At 70.3% G+C, this 20,087-nt stretch carries 15 protein-coding genes and 3 pseudogenes; 11 read left to right on the plus strand and 7 right to left on the minus strand.

Annotated features, from left to right (window positions below; genetic code table 11):
- Positions 1-32 precede the first annotated feature (32 nt).
- Together ACIQ6Y_RS37540 and ACIQ6Y_RS37545 are read left to right on the plus strand one after the other, a co-directional pair.
- Complete coding sequence (locus ACIQ6Y_RS37540; protein ID WP_404047013.1) at positions 33-1,442, plus strand: ATP-binding protein; 1,410 nt, start codon at positions 33-35, stop codon at positions 1,440-1,442.
- On the plus strand, positions 1,439-2,125 hold the full coding sequence (locus ACIQ6Y_RS37545; RefSeq protein WP_404046850.1) for a response regulator: 687 nt from the start codon (positions 1,439-1,441) through the stop codon (positions 2,123-2,125). The genes ACIQ6Y_RS37540 and ACIQ6Y_RS37545 overlap by 4 nt, the downstream gene beginning before the upstream one ends.
- A gap of 102 nt (positions 2,126-2,227) precedes the next feature.
- Here ACIQ6Y_RS37545 and ACIQ6Y_RS37550 read toward each other — a convergent pair.
- Positions 2,228-2,617 (minus strand): annotated as a pseudogene (locus ACIQ6Y_RS37550) (site-specific integrase); the annotation flags it as partial.
- A gap of 363 nt (positions 2,618-2,980) precedes the next feature.
- On the minus strand, positions 2,981-3,439 hold the full coding sequence (locus tag ACIQ6Y_RS37555; protein ID WP_404046853.1) for a hypothetical protein: 459 nt from the start codon (positions 3,437-3,439) through the stop codon (positions 2,981-2,983).
- Positions 3,440-3,728: 289 nt separating this feature from the next.
- Between ACIQ6Y_RS37555 and ACIQ6Y_RS37560 the strand changes: the two genes are divergently transcribed.
- Positions 3,729-4,139, plus strand: coding sequence for a hypothetical protein (locus tag ACIQ6Y_RS37560; protein WP_404046855.1), 411 nt, complete (start codon positions 3,729-3,731; stop codon positions 4,137-4,139).
- Positions 4,136-4,270 (plus strand): annotated as a pseudogene (locus ACIQ6Y_RS37565) (IS5/IS1182 family transposase); the annotation flags it as partial. The gene ACIQ6Y_RS37560 and the pseudogene ACIQ6Y_RS37565, both read left to right, overlap by 4 nt.
- A gap of 137 nt (positions 4,271-4,407) precedes the next feature.
- Here the strand turns inward: ACIQ6Y_RS37565 and ACIQ6Y_RS37570 are convergent.
- A pseudogene (locus ACIQ6Y_RS37570) lies at positions 4,408-5,160 on the minus strand (IS5 family transposase); the annotation flags it as partial.
- Between the two features lie 489 nt (positions 5,161-5,649).
- Positions 5,650-5,787, minus strand: a complete 138-nt coding sequence (locus ACIQ6Y_RS37575) for a hypothetical protein (protein ID WP_404046857.1) — start codon at positions 5,785-5,787, stop codon at positions 5,650-5,652.
- Positions 5,788-6,342: 555 nt separating this feature from the next.
- Between ACIQ6Y_RS37575 and ACIQ6Y_RS37580 the strand changes: the two genes are divergently transcribed.
- Entirely contained in the window at positions 6,343-10,185 is a 3,843-nt protein-coding gene (locus ACIQ6Y_RS37580; protein WP_404046860.1) for an FAD-binding protein, read from the plus strand.
- Between the two features lie 1,515 nt (positions 10,186-11,700).
- Here the strand turns inward: ACIQ6Y_RS37580 and ACIQ6Y_RS37585 are convergent.
- Positions 11,701-11,865, minus strand: coding sequence for a hypothetical protein (locus ACIQ6Y_RS37585; RefSeq protein ID WP_404046861.1), 165 nt, complete (start codon positions 11,863-11,865; stop codon positions 11,701-11,703).
- A gap of 172 nt (positions 11,866-12,037) precedes the next feature.
- Between ACIQ6Y_RS37585 and ACIQ6Y_RS37590 the strand changes: the two genes are divergently transcribed.
- The 4 genes from ACIQ6Y_RS37590 to ACIQ6Y_RS37605 all read left to right on the plus strand — a co-directional run bounded on the left by ACIQ6Y_RS37590 (position 12,038) and on the right by ACIQ6Y_RS37605 (position 14,728).
- Positions 12,038-12,220: a hypothetical protein gene (locus tag ACIQ6Y_RS37590; RefSeq protein ID WP_404046864.1), complete on the plus strand. Its 183-nt coding sequence runs from the start codon at positions 12,038-12,040 to the stop codon at positions 12,218-12,220.
- 368 nt (positions 12,221-12,588) lie between these two features.
- A complete protein-coding gene (locus tag ACIQ6Y_RS37595) occupies positions 12,589-13,038 on the plus strand; it encodes an RICIN domain-containing protein (protein ID WP_404046867.1) in 450 nt (149 codons plus the stop codon).
- Positions 13,039-13,175: 137 nt separating this feature from the next.
- On the plus strand, positions 13,176-13,652 hold the full coding sequence (locus ACIQ6Y_RS37600; RefSeq protein WP_404046870.1) for a DUF4142 domain-containing protein: 477 nt from the start codon (positions 13,176-13,178) through the stop codon (positions 13,650-13,652).
- A gap of 548 nt (positions 13,653-14,200) precedes the next feature.
- Positions 14,201-14,728 carry an EF-hand domain-containing protein gene (locus ACIQ6Y_RS37605; RefSeq protein WP_404046872.1) on the plus strand — a complete coding sequence of 176 codons (528 nt, stop codon included), beginning with the start codon at positions 14,201-14,203 and terminating at the stop codon, positions 14,726-14,728.
- A gap of 487 nt (positions 14,729-15,215) precedes the next feature.
- Here the strand turns inward: ACIQ6Y_RS37605 and ACIQ6Y_RS37610 are convergent, their stop codons facing one another.
- A complete protein-coding gene (locus ACIQ6Y_RS37610; protein ID WP_404046875.1) occupies positions 15,216-15,599 on the minus strand; it encodes a hypothetical protein in 384 nt (127 codons plus the stop codon).
- 687 nt (positions 15,600-16,286) lie between these two features.
- Here ACIQ6Y_RS37610 and ACIQ6Y_RS37615 point away from each other — a divergent pair.
- Complete coding sequence (locus ACIQ6Y_RS37615) at positions 16,287-16,565, plus strand: ANTAR domain-containing protein (protein WP_404047016.1); 279 nt, start codon at positions 16,287-16,289, stop codon at positions 16,563-16,565.
- Positions 16,566-16,923: 358 nt separating this feature from the next.
- Here the strand turns inward: ACIQ6Y_RS37615 and ACIQ6Y_RS37620 are convergent, their stop codons facing one another.
- Positions 16,924-17,865, minus strand: coding sequence for an ADP-ribosylglycohydrolase family protein (locus ACIQ6Y_RS37620; protein WP_404046878.1), 942 nt, complete (start codon positions 17,863-17,865; stop codon positions 16,924-16,926).
- 870 nt (positions 17,866-18,735) lie between these two features.
- On the opposite strand from ACIQ6Y_RS37620, the gene ACIQ6Y_RS37625 reads away from it, so the two are divergent.
- Positions 18,736-20,079 carry an XRE family transcriptional regulator gene (locus tag ACIQ6Y_RS37625; protein ID WP_404046880.1) on the plus strand — a complete coding sequence of 448 codons (1,344 nt, stop codon included), beginning with the start codon at positions 18,736-18,738 and terminating at the stop codon, positions 20,077-20,079.
- Positions 20,080-20,087: the final 8 nt, after the last annotated feature.

The raw sequence follows: 20,087 nt of genomic DNA on the forward strand, positions 1-20,087 counted from the left end.
CCCGTCGGGAGCTGTTTGATGCGTGGTGCTGCGTGGGCGGGGGCCGCCGCCGCCCCCCCGCCCGCGGGGGGGGGGGGGGGGCGGCGGCGGCGCCCCCCCCCCCCCCCCCCGCGGCGGGCCTGGCGATCCTCACCGCGGGCCTGGTGCCCGCGAGGGCTTCGTTGTCGCTGGCCAGCATCGTGCTCATCTACCTCACCGCGGTGGTCATCGTCGCCGCCACCAGCGGCCTGCGCCTGGCGCTGGCGGCCGCCGTCGCCTCCGACGGGCTCGTCAACTTCTTCTTCGTCCCGCCCTTTCACACTCTGACCGTCGAAAGCCGCGACCTGGTCATCACCCTGGCCGTCTACGTGGTGGTGGCCACCACCGTCAGCGTCGCGGTCGACCTGGCCGCCCGGCAGCGCGCCGCCGCGGCCCGCAGCGGCGTCGAGGCCGCCCTGCTGGCACGCATCACCGAGGCACCGCTGGAGGAACGGCCGCTGAACGCAGTGCTGGAGCACGTCCGGGACACGTTCGGCACTACCGGCGCCGCCCTCTTGGAACTCGACGGTGTCGGTGAACGCCCGGTCGCCGTCGTCGGCGAGCCGCCATCTGATCATCCGACACTGTCCGCGTCGGCGGGGAAGCACCTGCGGCTGGTGGCGGACGGTCCGGCCGTCTTCGCCGCCGACCAGCGCTTCCTCACCCTGCTGGCCACCGCCGCCGCTCGTGCGCTGCAGGCCGAGCGCCTGGCCGCCCAGGCCGCCCGCGCGCGGGAACTGACCGAGATCGACAAGCTGCGGGCGGCCCTGCTGGCCGCCGTGGGTCACGACCTGCGCACCCCGCTCGCCGGCATCAAGGCGTGCGTCTCCAGCCTGCGCGAACCGGACCTGGAACTCAGCGACGCCCAGCAGGCCGAACTTCTGGCCACCGTGGACGCCTCCGCCGACAAGATGAACGACCTGGTGGAGAACCTCCTTGCGCTCAGCCGCCTGCAGGCCGGCGCCCTCAGCGTCCACCCCCGAGCCGCCGCGCTGGACGAGATTACCGCCGCCGCCCTCCTGCACACCCCCGTGCCTCCCGGCCGAGCTGTCGAGGTCGATGTCCCCGACGACCTGCCCCCGCTCTGGGCCGACCCGGGTCTCCTGGAACGCGTCGTCGCCAACCTGGTAGCCAACGCGCTGCAGGCCGGCCCGCCCGACCAGCCGGTCCGCCTGCACGCCCGCCAGGAAGGAAACACGATCCGCCTGCACGTCACCGACCACGGCCCCGGTGTCCCCGCCGACCAGCGGGAACGCATCTTCACCCCCTTCCAGCGCCTGGACGACCACACCACCCACCACGGCCTCGGTCTCGGCCTGGCCATCGCCCGCGGCTTCACCGAAGCCATGAACGGCACCCTCACCCCCACCGACACCCCCGGCGGCGGCCTGACCATGACCCTTACTCTCCCCACAGCACCATGACCCGCATCCTCATCGTCGACGACGACCCCCACCTGCTGCGCGCCCTCACCATCGCCCTGACGGCACGCGGCTACGAAACCAACGCCGCTCCCGACGCCACCACCGCCCTGCACGCCGCCGCCACCACGCCGCCGGATGCCGCCGTCATCGACCTCGGCCTGCCCGACATGGACGGCATCAACATCGTCGAAAGCCTGCGCGGCTGGTCCACCGCCCCGATCATCGTCCTGTCCGCCCGCCACGACGAGAGCGCCAAGATCAACGCCCTGGACGCCGGCGCCGACGACTACGTCACCAAACCCTTCGGCATGGGCGAACTTCTCGCCCGCATCCGCGCCGCCCTGCGCCGCGCCACCCCCGCCGAAGAGCAGCCCGTCATCACCACCGCGGCCTTCACCATCGACCTCGCCGCCAAACGCGTCACCACCCCCGCCGGCGAAACCCGGCTCACCCCCACCGAATGGCACCTGCTGGAAACCCTCGTCCGCCACCCCGGACGCCTGGTCACCCAGCGCCAACTCCTCCATGAAGTCTGGGGACCGCGCTATGAAAAGGAGACCAACTACCTACGCGTCCACCTCGCCAACCTCCGCCGCAAACTCGAACCCGCACCCTCCCATCCCCGCTACCTCATCACCGAACCCGGCATCGGCTACCGATTCATCCCCGACAACGCCGACTGACTCCGCGGCCAACGCCCCGAAGGGGACAGCGTTCGGTCAGTGGCTGCGCGGCACGTACATGATCACGGCCAAGCCCGCCAGGCAGACCAGGGCTCCGATGGATCAACGCCGGGAGTCGCAGGGCGCAAGCAGGCTGGTCAGTTCGGAGATCGCCTCGAGAGAGGGCTTGAAGTAGCGGCGAAGGTTCTCCGGCTTCTTGTGCCGGGACTTGGCCATCAACATCAGCAGGCTCGCCCCGGCCTCACCAAGGTGCGTCAGCGACGAATGCCGCCACTCGTGCAGGTCCCAGCCTGCCCCCGGCCCGCGCAGCGCGGAGTGCTCGTCCAGCAGCGCCCGCGCCTGGCCGTAAGAGAGCCGGGCGAAACCGGTGTCCGGGCAGACATTGCGGGGACTGACGACCTTGCCCGGTCCGGGGCGGCGGTGGGTGACGAACACTGGACCACGACCGCGTCCCTTGAGCAGCCGTGGCAGCAGCCGGGCGGTGCCGGCGTCTCAGGCGGGGTACCCCGGGTACCCACCGCGCCCCGCCGCGGACCCGGCGAAGTACGCGACCCTGCGGGCGACCGGCTTGAAGGCATCCCCCCGGTCAACCAGCTGTACACACTGCAGGAGCCGGTCATGTTCTACCAGCAGGGGGAAACCGCGGGGTCACCAGTGCTGGGCACGCTGGATGCCTTCGACGTCATCGTCAACGGGGCAGCCTGAACGCCCGAAGCGGGACAAGCTGACGGCTGACGGGTGGGTGCGGACACAGTGTGGCGGGCACTCGCGGGTGGGACGACGGCCTGTACGTTCTGCTGGCCGGACACGGAACTGGGAATTCTGGAGTGACAGCCCACCCGGCGCGCCCACGGGTCATCCTGCCGCGGCTGGCGGGCCGGTCCCGAACAGCGGCACGTCATCGACCGTGACGTCGTGGCGCAGCCGGGCGAGCCGCTCGGGATGCCGCCACGCTCCCCGCTCCTGGGCCGTGTCCGCCACGATCTCGGCCACGAGCAGCGGCTCGACCAGGATCACGTCCAGCGGGGTGCGTGAGCCCCATGAGGTGGTGAACCGCACGCCCTCCCACGGATGCCCGGGCGCCGCCGGCACCAGGTGCTCGGCCAGCTGCCGGGTGGCGTCGGGGTGCAGCGGGGTGCTCCGGGCCACCGGCCGCAGCACCCCGGCTTCGTCGAGGCGGCCCAGGACGAGTGTCTGCGGCCGCGCGAGGCTTCCGGTGATCGCGCCGATCACCGCTTCGGTGGTGTCCCGGCGTCTGACCTTGTACAGCGCCCTGGCCCCCAGCAGATACCGCTGCGCGCTGCCCCGGATCACGAGCTCCTCAGAACCTGTCTTCCAACCGCCACCGGCGCCGTGAAGGGCGGGCAAGTTACGGAAGTCGGATGCCGACAGTCGCTGGCGGTCGGCCGGTCGGGATGTCGGCCGCGTTCGAGGGCTGCGAGGAGATCGCCGAGGCTCGTCGTGCAATGGAGAGTCTGGCTCCTGTCAGGCGGTGGGCGGCCCTTCGGGTGAATCGGTGTGTGGTGATTGGTACTGGTCGCAGGGGTCGCGCTTAGCTGGTCCCGCCACGTGATCAAGGAGAATCTCCCTGCTCGGCAGGACCATGCTCGCTGCTACCGCGCTCGCGGTCACCGCACTCATCGCCCCGACAGCGCTCCCGGACGCCCAGGCGGCGCCGGACCCCGGCGGCGTGGTGAAGCTGTCCAACGATGACTCCGGGAAGACCTTTGACGCCACTGTCGGCCAGGAGGTGCAGGTCAAGCTCGACCCGTACGAGGAGGACGGCCTGACGTTCACGTTCAGTAAAGCCAAGAGCTCTGACGAGGCTGTGCTGGCTCCCGACACCGACGCGGACGATGAGACCGTGGACATCCCCGGCAGTTTCAAGGCTGTGGGTGAGGGCGCGGTCGACCTCGTTGCACAAAGGACGTGCCAAGCGGTCGGCGATGCTGTCTGCCCTGACTCCGTTGCCCTGTGGAAGGTCACCCTGAACGTCGATGCGTCAGAGGCCTGATCGACTCCGACACGCGTCTCGTCGTCGTGGTCGGCCGGCCCCTGCCCGGCAACCGCAACGACTGCAAGGCGGGTGAGGAGTACAGCGCGAAGGCCGCCGTCGGCACGACCATGACCATCGCCGACGGCGGCCTGGCCGAACTGGTCAGGCAGTGATGGGCTCACGTGCAAGCTGCGGGGAGCCGGTCCAGGACGGTGTGGTGGCGGTCAGCCCGGTTCCGAATCATTGGCCAGGCTGAACCCTGGGGTCACGCGACGGTCGCAACTGCAGCTGTTGGCCGGGGTGGAGCGGCGGTGGGGTGGACGGGCTGCCGGGTGAGGCGGCGGGTCATCAGCGTGATGGCGGCGATAGTGAGCATCGCCTCGGCATGCTCGGGCTTCGTCTCATAGCCGCGGACGTTGCGGCGGGCTTGGAGCCACCAGGCGAGACTGCGTTCAACCACCCAACGGCGCGGGAGGAGAACGAAGCCCCGCGCGCCTTTGGGTCTGCTCACGGTCTTGACAGTGAGGCCGAGGAACGATTTCGCCCAGGTCACGAGCGTGCCCGCGTAGATGGTGTCCGCCCAGACGATGGTGATCTCCGGGTGTATGAGGCGAAGTCGGAAGAGAACTTCGCGGGCCGCGACGCTGTCGTGGACGTTGCCCGGCGTCACCAGCACGAACGGCAGCAGCCCGCGGGTGTCGACGACGATGTGTCTCTTGCTGCCCGACATGTTCTTGCCCGGGTCGTAACCGGATGTGGCTTTCGGGACAGTGGCGGCGACCTTGACGGTCTGGGAGTCGATCACGACGGCCACGCCGTTGGGGTAGGTGCCGGCTGCGCGTCGTACGCGCCGTCTCAGCTGGTCGCGGATGAGGTTGAAGACGCCCGCCCTGATCCGGCGGCTGTAGAAGCCGAACACGGTCTGGAACGGCGGAAAGTCGTGCAGCAGCGCCCTCCACTTGCATCCCGTGTCGACCACGTAGCGGATGGCGTCCACGATGTCGCGGCGCGGCCACTTCTCCGGGCGCCCACGCCGGGCGCGGGCACCGTGTCACGGGCCTGCGCCAGCATCGGCTCCACCGGCGGCCTGAGCACCATAGATCCGGTCTACGCCCCCCGCCACAGACCCCGCGACCCGGAGCGGATGCGGGCAGGGGCCGGGCAGGGGTGAGGGCCCGTGCCATGACGTGACCGGGCCCTCACCATCTGTGTTGTGCACACACGAGGACGTGTTCAACGCCTGAGCCGCCGTGGCGGTCACGTGCCTGCCGCGGCCCGCTCCCTGCAAAGAGGCCGCGGCCGGCGTGACGGGGGAGCCGGCCACCCACCGGGCTCCCCCTTCTTGTGGGTCGCTGCCGGGCAGCCCGTTCGGCAGCGACTGCTCCCGCGTCCTGCCCCGGCCGTGGGAGCGCACGCAGGGACTGCTCTTCCGAACCGCGGGCCTCGCCGATCCCTTGATCCGGAACCTGCCTGCCCCGGAGTACCCCGTATCCGCCGTACATCACACGAGCACCCGGAAGGGGGCGGGCTACTTCGAGCGCGCCTTGTCCGGGGCGGCCCAGTGGTCCGGGGGCGGGTCGTGGGGGATGAGATTGGGCAGCGCGTCGAGGCCCGCCCGGGTCGAGCGCAGTCCATCCTTGCCCAGCCCGGTGCAGTGCGGTCGCACCCGATCGTGGTTCGGTGGACGCGCCGCTCCGTGCGGTTCGCAAGGCAGCGCAAGGTCGTCGAGCCCACAGCAGCGGGACCACACGCTCGGTGAGCAGTTCCCAGCGTTCAACAGGGCCTGATCAGAGCTGCTGTGCCGGTTCCCTGGCAGGCCGCCTTCGGGCACTCGGGCCAACTAGGGTGTTCGGACAGGCTGGTTGTGAGGTGCGGCGTATTTGGCTGGGTCGAGCGGGGTCTGGTGCGTGCAACTGGAAGAGGAGGGAGTCGACGCGGAGCGTCGGCGATGCACTGGACACCGGTGGCGACGGGCGCGTTGATCGCGATGGGTGGCGTCGGCTCGGTCCGCTCCTAGGTGATCGACGGGTCCCCCACGGCCGAAGCCCTGCACCCATGCGACACCCGCTGAGATGTGACGCTGACCGGGGCAGCGGGGGCCGTCTGCGCCGGCTGGGGGCGCATGGATGTGCTTGTTGTCGTCGGGTGTGCCACTGTCCGCCCCTTGGTGACCGCCTGGATGGGTCCTGTGGATTGCTCCATTCCGGTAGCTTCTCGCCTGATGTTTACACAATGCAACAAGCTGATCACAGCTTGCAGTCATGGCTGGGTTGATGCCGAACGGCAGGTGCGCTCCTGGGCGTTGCGGCACGGCCTCGTCGCGGGCGAGGAGCAGACGCGGCGGCTGGCCCGGATGGGGCAGGGGCGCATGGCCGGTTGGCTGGCCCCCAAGGCCAGCCCGGCGGAGCTGGCGCTGCTGGCGCAGTGGGGTGCTTTCATCGCGCTGGTCGACGACAGCTTCGATGTGCCCGGCCGTTCACCGCAGCAGGTCCGTACGGTGCTGGACCAGCTGCTCGACGTGCTCGCCAGCGCGGACGGAACCAGATATCCGGTGACGGCGGCGCCCGCCGTTACCGCGCTCGCCGACCTGTGGGAGCGCACCAGGGTCTCGGCCCGGCCGGGATGGCGACAGCGGTTCCTCGCGCTGTACCGGGACTTCGCCGAGGCCACGTGCACCGAGATGCGGCTGCGCGCCCGCGGTGAACAACTGGGGCTCGACGACTACCTGGCGCTGCGCCGTCGCACGATCACTGTGCTGCCCGTGCTCGCCGTGGTGGAACGGGCGTTGCCCGCGGCGCGCGAGCTCGATGGGTTGCGGGCCGCGGCTGCGGACATCGTCGCCTGGACGAACGATCTGCGTTCGGCACCGCGGGAACTCGAGGAGGGTACGGACAATCTCGTCGGTGTACTGGTCCGCCACCACCGGTGCAGCCGGTCCAAGGCAGCGGCGCTGGCCCGGAGCATGCTGGCCGAGCGCATGGACGAATTCGACCGGGCCGCGAACGGCGACCGGGCGGCGCCGATCCGCCGCGTGCGGGACGGCTCGCTTGCGTGGCAGCGCGAAACCCACCGCAATCCGGCAGGCCGCGGCATCACCGCCGACACCCGCGAGCGGGGGGTGCGCGCGCTCACACAGCACCTGGCCGCGGCCGTGCACGCGGACGGCAGCGTGGACGATCGGTGCGGCAGCCGCATGCTGGAGTCCACACTGCTGCTGGCCCTGCTGCGAGAACTGGATGTCGAACCGGGCGAGCAGGAGCGGCTCACAGGCTTCCTGAAGGGACGCCGGCCCGGCGCCGGCCGGGTGGACGCCCTGCTGATCGACGCCTGTCTGGACCCGGCGGGCATGGCCGGCCCTGTGCGGGAGATGGCCGCCGACCTGCCGATGACGGTCAGCAGCGGCACCGCCGGGCGCGGGCGGCTCAAATCCGTGATGCTGGCCACGGTGCTGCACCTGCTGTGCGGTTCCCCCCTGGACCACAGCGACGCTCCCGCGCCGGCCGGCCCGGAGGGCATCACCACCTTCACCGACGTGCACGTTTTGTCGACCCGGATCATCCACGCGTACGCCTGCGGCCGTCCGCACGCGGTCACCGACGCGGAGCGGGACCGTCTGGTGTCGCTGATGTCCTTGGGGCGCGACAGGGTGCTGTGGGAGGCCAGCGCCACCACCCACCTGCTCGGCCTGCACGCGATGCGCACCTTCCGGCCCGGCGCGCAGGTGCTCGCCGACGGTGTGCTGCGGCTGTGCCTCGCCGTCAACGCCGACGACGGCGTGCCGTTCCTGGACAGCCAGGATCTGTGGCTGACCGCCGTGGCGGGTCTGGCGTTCACCGGCGAGGACACCCTGGCGCGGTTCGTTCCGAGGATGGCTGATCTCGTGGCGTCCTGGCAGGCCCCGGACGGAGGCTGGCCGTTCGCCACCGGCATGCAGCAGACCGATGTGGACACCACCACCCGGTGCATGGAGTTCCTCCACGCCGCCGACCCCGCCCGTCACCACGACACGCTCGAGAAGGCGACCAGGTACCTGACCGATATCGCCGGCCCGGACGGCGCCTTCCCCACCTGGGTGCGCGACGACGCGCCGGATCTGGACATGACCGCCGGCGCGATCCTCGCGCTCGCCCCCAACGCCGCACAGCACGAGCGGCTGCTCGCCGGCGCGCTGGAGTTCGTGCTCAACGCTCAGCTTCCCGACGGAACCTTCGAGCGCAGCTGGACGATCAGCGAGTCCAGCGCCATCCTTCGCGCCCTGGACGCGCTGCACGCGATCCCCCCAGCGACCCCCGATCTGGCTGCCCGAATCGCGGTCGCCACCGCCCGGTCCGTGGCGCGCCTTGTCGAGACGCAGCACGGCGACGGCGGCTGGGGCCAACTCCCCGACGACACCAGCGACGTGCTCTCCACCGCCCAGGCCGTCCCCGTCCTGGCGCGGCACGGAGCCCCGCTTTCGGTGAGCCGGGCCGTGACGTACCTGCTGAAGCAGCAGGACTGCGACGGTGGATTCACCTCGCCACCCGACCAGGTCGGCCCGCGACCGCTGCCGTTCGACTACCCGGTGCTCACCGACATCCACACCCTGTCCGCCCTGCGCAGCGCCCACGTCCCCGCCACCCCGACCCGCCGGGCGCTCTCAGGCACGTCCCGGACGAGCTGGCCGGCGCTCCAGGCCGGCATGCGCGGTGTGCTGCTCCAGCCGGAGCAGGCCTCCTACGAACAGGCCCGCCTGCTGGTCAACCAGCGCTTCGACGACATCCGCCCGCAGGCGATCGCCTACCCGGCCGACGTCCACGACGTCGTCGAGTGCGTCAACTTCGCCCGCACCGACCGCGTCCCGCTGGCGCTGCGCTCCGGCGGGCACAGCTACGCCGGATACTCCACCGGCCCCGGCCTCGTCCTCGACGTCAGCTCCCTCAACACCAGTGCTGTGGGGGAGGGAAGGGCGCTGTTCGGGGCCGGTGTGAAGGGTGGGCAGGCCCACCTGGCGCTGGCCGCAGCAGGAGCCGGACTGCCGCTGGGCCGCTGCCCCACCATCGGTCTGGCCGGAGTGACTCTCGGCGGCGGACTGTCCGCGTTCACCAGGGCGTGGGGGCTGGCCTGCGACCACCTGACCGAAATCGAGATCGTCACCGCCGACGGCCACATCCGCCGCGTGCACCCCGACTCGCTGCCCCCGGACGACGACCTGTTCTGGGCCCTGTGCGGTGGAGGCGGAGGCAACTTCGGTGTCGTCACCTCTTTGGAGTTCGCCACCGAGGACATCCGCGATCTCAGCTACACCCGCTTCATGATCACCTGGCCCGCCACCGCGACCGCGGCCGTGATCCAGGGCTGGACGGCCTTCAACGCCGACCCGGCGACACCCCGTGCGGTGTGCAGCGCCTTCGAGCAACTCAGCGACAGTGGCATGCCCTCACTGCCCACCGTGACCGGAACCTTCATCGGCACTCCCGGCGACCTCGAGCCAGTACTGGACCAACTGGCCTCCCGGGTGGGCCGGCCCGAGGACGGCCGGGTCATCGTCCCCTGCGACTACACACGGGCCGCCAGCGAAGCGGACCGCTGGGGCAGCGGCACCTGGGGCCCCCGCGTCGCCTTCGCCGCCAAATCCCACATCGTGCGTGAACCCCTCACCCAGAGATCAGCAGCCGACCTGGCCGCAACACTCGAGCGGCTGCACGAATTCACCAGCGTGGGCGGGGCCAGCGGCCTGCTCATCGACGCCCTCGGCGGCGCAGTCAACGACCGGCCCTCGGACGCGACAGCCTTCCCCCACCGATCCGCCGTCGGCGTCGTGCAATACCACTCCTACTGGCACCAGCTCACCGACCGCACCCATGTGGAGCGCCGGATTGAGTGGCTACGCGACACCCACGCCACCATGCAGCCCCACCTCGGGGCCGGCGGCTACACCAACGGCATGGACCCCGAACTCACCGAATGGGCTGTGGCCTACCACGGCGAGAACTACCCAAGGATGCAACGCGTCAAGGCCACCTGCGATCCCGGCCAGCTGTTCACCTTCCCCCAAGCAGTCACTCCCGGACCGGCCGGGGACTGAAAGGAGCAGACACAGCCGCCGCCCTCCGAGGACGGCCGTCGACCGCCTGACCCTCCGGCGCAGGCGGTCGACGGCTCGGGCAACCTGGGGGCCGTCAACGAGACCTCCGGGCGGGAGTCACCCAGGAACGGTTTCCGGCGGCCATGCCCGCACCGGCCACAAGCGCGGTCGCGGCTTTGCGTAGGGAGGCGTAGTTCCGCGGGGCGACAGGCTTGATCGAGCCGTCCGCATGCGTAGACCGGCCTGCGACCGTGCCGTCCCAGAGCCACCCGGGCCTGCCTTCTCACTCAACCGGCTGCGCCACTTCGGGAGGCCGAGGAGTAACGGGCGCGTGCGGCTCAGGCACGGCGGGCGAGTCGTGGGGATGGAGGCGGGGCCCACCCGACTCCTTGTCCGTCGGTGCGGGGGCGTTGAGCCGGAAGCCGACTGCGAGTAGGTCCTCCAGCAGGATCAGCCACCCGCAGCAACGACCCAGGCAGTTCGCCGGCCTCACGCGGGCCGGAGGACTTCCGCTGAGTGCTCTGGCCCGTCTCGCCGTGTGCATGTGGACGCCCTGCCCCAAGGCACGCCCACGCCTCCCTGCGGTGGGACTGCAATCGACCAGCTCTGGGCTGGGGTGCCGCCCGAAGTGATGAACACCCGCTGCCCGTTCTCGGGCTCTGGCACAACTTCTGTGATGCTGACCCCTCGATCGCAAGGTCGGCTTGTCAGTCGCGAGAAACCAGCAGGTCAGCGGACCGCCGGAGCCGAACACCCCGCCGCCGCGTACTGCCTCTCCCTGCACCACCACGCCCACCGCGAGGACTACGCTGCCGCCTTCTACTACGGCCAGAGCGGCCTCCAGGAAGCGACCGACTGCGACACCATCACGGTCACCGGCATCCACCCGCCGCTGCACCGCTTCCGCTTCGACACCAGCATCCCCACCGTCCTGCGCATCTTCAGCCGCCTGACAACCTGTACAGACCGCCCCCGCACGCACCGGGTGGACGCCCTGACCAACTACGTCGCCCGCGTGGTGAACCACGGCTACCGACGCCACCCCGACCTCGAGATCCCCCTGCCCGAGGCCCGTTTCGCCGACCGCATCGCCTTCATCCTCGCGGCCACCCCACCCTGGACACGCCGACCCGAGCGCGTGCTCAACTCCCTCTTGCCGACACGCAGACAGAACAGCTATCGACTCGACACCCGCCTCCGGGACACCGCCACTCAGGGCGCCCAGAGATGGAAGGAACGGGGGCACGCAGCAGGCAGCACCGGCGGGCGATGCTGGCGTACATCAGCCCGACACGCTCACGGTGATCAGCTTTTGACGAAGCAGCGCTGGTCACTCTTCCGCACCATCGGACATGCGGACACTCTGCGGGCTGCCGTACGGTCCGATTGCCCGCCGGGACCTGACGGCGGGGCCGGCGGTCCCGTGTCTTCGCTTCGCACGCCGCACGGGACCGCAACCATGTTCAGGTCGGTGCCTGCTGGTAGCAGCCCGGTCCTGTGGGGCGGTGGGCGGTCTCAGCTGGTCGTGCCGTTGTGCGCTGCGAGGTTCGGGGTGCCGGGAGGGTTGTTCTTGATCGTGCCCGTGCGGCTGTATTTGGCCAGGAGGTCGTAGAGCTTTTGCGGGTGGCCGGCGAGGTCGGGGGTCTTGCTGAGGAAGTAGGCGGCCAGTCCGGCTGTCACGGAGGCGGCGGCGCCTGTGCCGGAGGCTGTTTCCGTGGCATTCGTGGCGGTCGGCGTGTCCGGGGACGTCCAGGCCGAGGCGACGTTGACGCCGGGGGCAATCAGGTCGACACAAGGGAGGCGGGGCGGGGTGGCCCCGGCAAGGTTGCCGGGGGGGGCACCGTGATGGTCAGTGGGTGTCGAGGTCCGCTTGGCTCGCAGCGAAGCGCGCTGCTTCGTGGCGGAACGTCGCGAGGAGCAGGGCCGGATCCAGCGCCTTGCGGAGGCCGTCGTGCAGCAGCTCGGCAAGCGTGTAACCGCGCTCTGCCCGGCGTGCGACGCCCGCCGTCCCGCCGCCCGCGCGTTCATCCAGTGATACCGCGACCCCGGCCGCGGCCCGAAAGCGCTGCCCCAGCTCTGAGCGGCATCGGCTCCCGGGCTCCCAGGGTGAATGCCTCGGCATATCGGGAGCGGTGCGGTGGCGGCGGGCTGAGCCCCACCAACTCTCATGAGACAAACGCACCTCGCGCCAGGTGCGGTCCCGGGCTGGAATGTGCGGATATCAGTTGGTTGTCTCTGCTGGGACCAGATCGCGACCAATGCCCACGGTCGAGTGGATTGCGTGTGTCGGAGAGTTCGGAACCCGGCTGTGCAACGCAAGATCACATCGACAGCGCCAGCTCCACCTGTGGGGACGGTGCTGGCTGATGCTGATCAGTTGCGTGACCGAAGGAGAGAACAACCGTGGCACCCGTGACCTCCGGTACTTACGTGATCGCCAACGAGGCCGATCTGCGTCTGACCCTGCTCGGCGGGTACGCCGACGTGCGGACCCAGGTCGTCCTGCTCCCGCCCGATGAACTGGGCATGGAGAAGGCGCAGCAGTGGCAGGTGGAGGTGCTGGACTCCGGCAACGTCACCCTCCGCAACGTCGCCTCCGGGACGTACATGGGCTACGACCACGACTCCTACGACTGGGAGGTGGTGTTCGGCTACCTGGAGCCGGACGAGTGGCAGTTGCGCGAGGTGACGACCGGGGACGGGGGTGTGCAGCTCGTTGTGGCCGACGGCCCCGATGACGGCAGTACGGTCGCGGTCGGCCTGCACAAGCTGGGTGTCTTCCCGCCTCTGGCGGGCCTGCGGCCGGCCGATCAGGACGACTTCACGCAGGTTTGGTACCTCACCGCCGTCTGAGCAGTCCTGGCGACGTCCCGACCGGCCCTTGTGCGCCCGTGCGTCTTTGGCGCCCGGGCTGGCGGCGTCGACGACGGCCACCCACAGCGTGCCGCCGGCCAGAGCCGTGCGGTGCATCACCGAGTAAGGAGCACATCATGCCCACCGAGGCTGCCACCGTCACCGCGGCCAACCCGCTGCCGGCCATGGACCGGGACTTCGTCCAGGCGGCGACAATGCTGTACAGCACCAGTGTCGACGCGGGGAAGTTGGTGCACAAGACCACGTCCACTGCGGACGTGCGGGCCTTCGCACGGCACATGATCGCCGACAGCATGCGCCTGCTCGTGCAGTTGAAGGCCGTCGCTCCGCAGGGCGTGACCATCCCCAAGGACAACAGCGACACCGGCCTCCTGGACGCGCTTCGGCCCTTGAAGGGCAGCGACTTCGACCGCGCCTACGTGGCAAAGGCCGGGCTCGAGGCGCACCGGCAGGCCATCGCCGCGTTCGAGAAGGAAGCCACCGAGGGCGAGAACCTCTCGCTGAAGCAGGCCGCTCAGGAGGCCCTGCCGACCCTGCGTGAGCACTACCTGATGGCACAGAAGCTCGGACAGAAGCTGGGCATCACGCAGTGAGCCGGCTGCCCGTCGGGTCCTGACGGAGTGGGAGTCGGCTGCGGAACGCCGGCGCTTGACGCGGGGTCAGGTCATCACGCAGCCGCACGAACCGGGCGGGAAGACCAGCCGACCGGGGCTGGTATGCGGCACGGGCCCGGCCCCGGCAAAGTCGGAGGGCCGGGCCCGCTCGTACGTGTGGCCGAACTCCGCCGCTGGGACTTCGCGGCTCGCGCGCGCCGACGGTGGGCCAAGACCTCATCGCCCGGGAACCAAAGTCACCTCCGCCCGGACGATGACCAAGTTCGAGCCGGATCTGACGGCAGCGTGCCGATCTCCGTCGCCAAGGAGTTGTCCGGCCCGAACGCATCCGCGGCCATCGTGGCCGGCCTGGCCGCCTACTTCCTCAGCAAGACCTACGATGCCGTCGGCCGGGAGTCACTCATGGCCCGGCGGACGGTCTGGGGCCCCTGCGTCACCCGTCGGGTCGGCATGTCACACGGGGCGGCGGCTTACCGGCCAGGAGGATGACCTTCGTACGCCATCTCAACCGACCTGGGAAGGGCCCCATGGACAACAACTTCTTCCAGTGCAAGACGGGAATGCACTTCGACAGCTTCGACGTCGACGGCGTGATCACCCGAGAGGACTTCGAGCAGCTGGCCCAGCGGTTCCTGACCGGCATCGGCTTCACCCGGGAGTCCTCCCAGGGCCGATCGATCCTGGACGGTGCTGGACAGTTCTGGGACAACCTGGCCCAAGCGGCGGACGGCGACCAGGACGGCCGGATCACGCGGCAGGAGTTCTCCAAGGCCGTCACGGACGGCCCGCTCGGCTCCCCGGACGACTTCGCCAAGGCTGTCCGCCCGTGGGCCGAGGCTGTCGTCCAGGCGGCCGACGTCGACGGCGACGGGAGGCTGAGCACCGAGGAGTATCGCCGCATGCTGGGCGCCCTCAGCGAGGGAAGGGAGGCCCCCAGGGAGATGGCCTTCACGGGCGGTCCTGTCGCCGTCGATGTGGCCATCGAGGCGGTGCAGCAGTTCTACGCCAGCGGCGATCCCAGCCACCCCACCTCCCGTTTCTTCGGCCAGGTCTGACTCCAGGCTGAGCAGGGCACGAAGACAGACACAGTGTGACCACCCGTCCGTGACCACATGGTCCGGGCTGGGTGGTCGCTTCTTCTCGCAGTCCCGCTGGACGCTCACATCAAGTTCCGTGCCCCCGGCAGCCAACGACGTTGTCAGTGCCGCCTGGCATACCGTCTATGACAGGGGCGCACCTTTCCCTGCACCGCCCGCGGGCCCGGCGGCTGCTCGTGTTCGCCGACCGCAATGCCCGGACCACCATGCCGCGTTATGACCGTTGCCGCCGCGCACTGCCCGCCAGGGCGTCGTCAGACGCCCTTCCCTCTCGAGCCGACGGAGCGTGCGGCGCACCTGGCCGACGCGGGGGAGTAAAGCTCTGCTGGTACAGACTCTGCTCCAAGAGGTCCTGCAACCACCACGTTCCGTCAGCGTCGCGGAAGATGATCCCCGCAGGCCGGGTCATGGGTTTTTTCAGGGCGGGGCGGGGTGCCGGAGTTGTTCAGGGGTGGCGGGTGGGGGACAGTCCGAGCCGGCCGGGGGTGGGCGGCCCGGAGACTTCGCCGAAGTAGAGAATCATGGTCTGGCGCCAGCGTTCGACGGCGGCGCGGTCGGCCATGAATTCGTTGAAGTCGCGGGTGTGGGCGTGGGGGACAACCCAGATGCCCTGTCCCGTCGGGGTGACGTCGGTGCGCATGCCCCAGCCGTGCTGGCCGACGGCCTGCCACTCCGGTGTGAGCAGCCAGTTGAGGTAGAGCTTGGCGGCCGCGGGGTGCTGGGCGCTTTTGAACATGGCCGCGCGTTGGCCCCAGGCCAGGAAGGGGTGGTCGCCCGGTGGGGTGACCCAGGTGGTGGTGTCCGCGCCGCCCGTCTCGGCGCCGGCCACGCCGATCTGCTTGGTGCCGGCGTCGACCGCCTCGCCCGGGCTGTTGGTGCCGCGCTGGATGTTGCGTCTTGGAGGCTGCGTTGGAGGTTGCTCTGGGGATGTTGCGCGCCGGCTTGGCCGACGTGCTCGTCAGGGCAGGTGGGCGGCCCGTGTGGGCGTGGTCGGGGTGCTGACATCCCCTGTACGCCTCCCTGAGCCCTGCCTGGACCTGGAGAAGAGAGGCGGGGAGGGAGGGCTGCGGTCGCCGGACAGGGGATCGGGCGCCGTCGTGTCTGGCTTGCGGCGTCGGCCGGGGCCGTGAGTACGGCTGAGGTGATGGGCGAGACTCTGGCAGAGGCTGGCGCTAGAGGGCGGTGTTCCTTCGCCGACGAAGGGGATCGACGTCGTCACGCTGGAGGTGGCAAGGGGACGGATTCGGCGTTCTTGGCCGCTGTGCAGGCGCAGGCGCATCTGGTGAGTGCCGCGTACGGCGTCGGCGAGCTCTTGCGGAACCTGGTGCAGGATGCCGCCCCATACGCCGGTGTGCGCAAGGAACAGGCCCAGGTCGACCTCTACCGCGATCTGCTGGTCATCAAGGAGGAGCAGGGCATCATCAGAGCGCAGGTGATCTGCCATACCCCCCATCCTCCACTCGGCCCGGGCGCTGCCCGGGGATGTCACGCACGGGACTTCTCCGCGCCCGTCTGGATCGGGAGAAGCGGGGTGGGGGAGGAGGGGGTGACGTCGCAAGCGGTGGTGGACCAGGCGATCGGGATGATGGTCGCGCTGGGGCGGATCGCTCCCGACGAGGGCTGGACCGTGCTGCGGGAGGTGTCCCAGCACACCAACGTCAGGCTGCGCGAGGTGGCCGAGCTGGTTGTGCTGTGGGGCCGGAGCGGGGAGATGCCTCCGCAGATCGGTGCCGAGCTCGAGGAGGCGCTCGATCGTCACGCCCCGCGCCAGATCACCGGTGCCGGCGCGGACTGAGGCGAACGCCGGGCTGCGGCGCCACAGCCCGGATTCGGCTAGGCCGCGCGCGGCCGTACGCGGGCAGCTTGGGTGCCCGGCGGCCGCCTGGTGTGGCAGACCACCGGGCACGTTGTGACGGCGCCGGCCACCGACACGGCTCCTCGACTTCTCTGCAAAGCTCCATCGCGGAGCGGCCACCAGTTCCTCGCCGTCGGCCTGGAGAAGGTCGAAGGCAATGAAGTGCGCCGGCCACTCCTGGGCGAGTCGGGCTGCGGTCCGGCCGATGGAGACCGCACGGCGCTGGAGCGCTTCGAACGACATGCGGTCGTCGCCCCACACGATCAGCTCGCCGTTTATGTGGGCTGCCAAGTCTGTCTCATCGACGGCCCACCTCCAGGAGGCGGTGTGCGAGGTGGAGCAGGTCTGCCAGGTGCAACACCCGTCCATCGAAGCCTGGGAGGGGGACATGAAGCGGCTGGGTCCAATGGGCGGGGATGGCATCCAGCCCGTAGTGCGCCCCCGCGAGGCCTCCGGTGACCGCGGCGACGGTGTCCGTGTCGCCGCCGAGGTCGATTGCCGCGCGTATCGCGTCTTCGAAGCTGGTGGTGGTGCGCAGGGCCCAGACGGCGGAGCCCAGGCAGGGCCAGACGGCACCGTTGAACTCGGTTGCCTGATCGGGGTGCCAGTCGGGCGAGAGGACGGTGGTGTAGCGGCTGCGGTGGTCGGGGTGGACATGAGCCAGGATGTCCGGGAGCGCGGTGAGGGGGTCGGTGTCCTCGAACGTGACGCGGATGAGTTCGTGGAAGATCGCGGTTCCTTCCCAGGCCGCGCGGTCACCGTGGGTGAGAGCAGCGATGCGGCGCGCGGCGTCCATGGTGGCTTCTTGGCCGGCGGCCGCGAAGTGGACTGCGGAGGTCGATGCCCGCATCAAGGAGCCGTTTCCGGCCGCTCGTTGGTTGACCTGGAAATGGATCGCGGCGGCGAGGTCCCAGGGCATGCCGTTGGTCAGGACGTCTTCGGTCTGCAGGCCGATGTCCTTGGGGTCTGATGCTGCCCACCGCTGGAAGCAGGCGAAGATGTCCGGCAGATCCAGTCCGCCCTGCTCCAGCAGCGACTCCGCGACCAAGACGGCCATCTGCGTGTCGTCAGTGGCCTCGCCGGGGTCCCAGCCACCGCCTCCGCACATCTCGCCACCGGCACCTGGCGCGGGAAACCGCGCGGAGAACGCTCCCTCGGGGCCGAACTCGAAGGGGCCGCCCAGGGCGTCACCCACCGCTGAGCCGACAACCGCGCCAGCGGCCCGCTGAATCCGCTTCATTCGCGCAGGTTATCTGTGCCGCGCTGACGGCCGCACGGCCCTGTTCCTTCTTCGGCTCCCTGAACCATCGGCGGCGAACGCCTCTCGTCTACAGAGGTGCGCCACCTGAGACACCCTGGGGCTGAGACACCCGCACAGGTCACATAACGCCATCCAGGACCAGGCAGTCGGGCAGCTGCTGCTCGGCGGCCTGCACCAGGTCGGGGAAGCGGGCCTGCATGAGGCTGCGGCTGCGCGCCCCTCTCCCGCGCCTTCGCTACGCCCGGGTCTCCCTTCCTCCGTGGAGCGAGGCTGTGCGTCCGTCAGGCGGCCGCACAGCGTCTCGCGTTGGCAGCCGGGCGCTCCTGGTACGCGCGGGCACGAACGCGGTGCGGCGGCGCCCCATTCCCTCAGGAGCCGGTAGCCCGAAGGGGCCACGGGGCTGGCGGGCTGCGCTGTGGTCGAGGAGCGTGTGGCCATCAGGAACTCCAGGCGCTGGGTTGGGCCGCCCCCGCCGAGGGGGAACCGGTCACGCGACAGGGGCGGGCACACGGTGGGCGACAGACCGGGGCACATGAGCAGCCGGCATAGCCATCCCGGGACGGGACAGGCGAGGTTCTGCGCTCGAAGGGACGGACCGCGCGCTGTGCCACCCGGCACGCCCTTCCTCGAAATCACGGCAGCACTCCTTCACCGGAACACGACCGTCGCCCGCGCATCCGGGGTGGAAGGGGGTATGTCGCGCGAGACACGTTCTCGCCGGATCGGGCGTGGCGTCTGTATGCCCGCTGTATGCCCAACCCGGGGAAGGCGGGCCGTACTTGCCCAACTGCCGCGCGCCGCGCAACGGTAGAGCCGCACAAGAAGGGGCATGTCACCCACGGAGGGGCGATGCAGGCGAGATCACGCTTCGAGCAGCACCCGCTCGCGTATGTCCGCCGCCAGCTCGGATGGAGCATGGAACGCCTCGCCCATGAGCTGCAGGCCGCCGCGGCACGGCACGGCATGATCCTCAACCCTGGCCGCGACCGCATCTACAAATGGGAGTCCGGCCGGGTCACCGCCCCCGACGACGACTACCAGATGCTGCTCGCCGAGGTCTTCCGCGTGGGCCAGACACACGTCGCCCAGCTCGGCTGGCCGTGGTGGCTGCCCGCCTTCGACACCCCGCACGACTTCAGCCCTCGCGGCACCCGTGCCGCCCTCAGGGAGGTCCTGGTGGCCCTGCACCATCCCGACCGGCGCACGTTCCTCGCCATCAGCAGCGGCGCCCTGGCCGGCGCCGCCCAACAATGGGCCACCGTCGAGCCCGAGCGCCTGGCCGGCGCCCTCAACGGCCGACGCGTCGACCCCACCCTGGTCACCTGGCTGGAGACCCGCACCGACGAACTACGAGCCATGACCAACACCAGCGCACCAGAGTGCACCGATCTCGTCCACTCGCTGCTTCGCACTGCGATCCAACTCATCGACAACGCCGTCTACGACCACGCCACCGAGCGCCGCCTGCACCAGGTCGCAGCCTCGGCCGCGCAATGCGCGGCCTGGCTCCACTTCGACCAGGGCGAACACGCCGCCGCGCAAAAGCACTGGCTCGCCGCCCGGCACGCCTCCCACGCCGCAGCCGACCGCGACCTTGGTGCCGGCATCCTGTCGGACCTCGCCTACCTCGCCACCTGGCTCAACCTGCCAGCCACGGCAATTCCGCTGCTAGAGACCGCACAGTCCCACACACGCTCACCCGCTGCCCGCGCACTGCTCCAACTGCGCCGCGCCGGCGCGCTGGCCGCCAGCGGCGACACCCACGCCACCCACCGCGCGCTGCTCGCCGCGGAGAAGGACCTCAACCGGGCCCGGCCCGCCACAACCCCGGCCTGGGCGTCGTGGATGTCACCTGCCGACCTGGAAGTCGACAGCGGCCGCTGCTGGCTCGCCCTCGGACAACCCCGACGAGCAGAACAGGCCCTGACACACGGCGTCGCACTGCTGTCCCCATCACGCGAACGCACCCGCTCCCTCGCACTGGCCTACCGCGCCGAAACCGCGCTCGCCCGCCGCGACCTCGAAACCGCCGCCCACGACGCCCGCACCGCACTCGACACAGCCCTCGCCACCGACGCCAGCCGCTGCATCCGTCTCGTCCAGCAATCCGTCCAACGCATCACCCGGCACCGCACCACCCACCCAGCCGTCCAAACCCTCCACGAGTACGCGCTGAGCCGCACCGCTGACTGAGGCCGACG

Source organism: Streptomyces sp. NPDC096205, assembly GCF_044763135.1.
Classification (GTDB): Bacteria; Actinomycetota; Actinomycetes; order Streptomycetales; family Streptomycetaceae; genus Streptomyces.

Bases quoted from the DNA above. Each gene is read 5' to 3' on its own strand.
- ACIQ6Y_RS37560 (WP_404046855.1), top strand. From the start codon at position 3,729: ATGCTCGCTGCTACCGCGCTCGCGGTCACCGCACTCATCGCCCCGACA.
- ACIQ6Y_RS37580 (WP_404046860.1), top strand. From the start codon at position 6,343: ATGTTTACACAATGCAACAAGCTGATCACAGCTTGCAGTCATGGCTGG.
- ACIQ6Y_RS37625 (WP_404046880.1), top strand. From the start codon at position 18,736: ATGCAGGCGAGATCACGCTTCGAGCAGCACCCGCTCGCGTATGTCCGC.
- ACIQ6Y_RS37600 (WP_404046870.1), top strand. From the start codon at position 13,176: ATGCCCACCGAGGCTGCCACCGTCACCGCGGCCAACCCGCTGCCGGCC.
- ACIQ6Y_RS37605 (WP_404046872.1), top strand. From the start codon at position 14,201: ATGGACAACAACTTCTTCCAGTGCAAGACGGGAATGCACTTCGACAGC.
- ACIQ6Y_RS37620 (WP_404046878.1), bottom strand. From the start codon at position 17,865: ATGAAGCGGATTCAGCGGGCCGCTGGCGCGGTTGTCGGCTCAGCGGTG.
- ACIQ6Y_RS37545 (WP_404046850.1), top strand. From the start codon at position 1,439: ATGACCCGCATCCTCATCGTCGACGACGACCCCCACCTGCTGCGCGCC.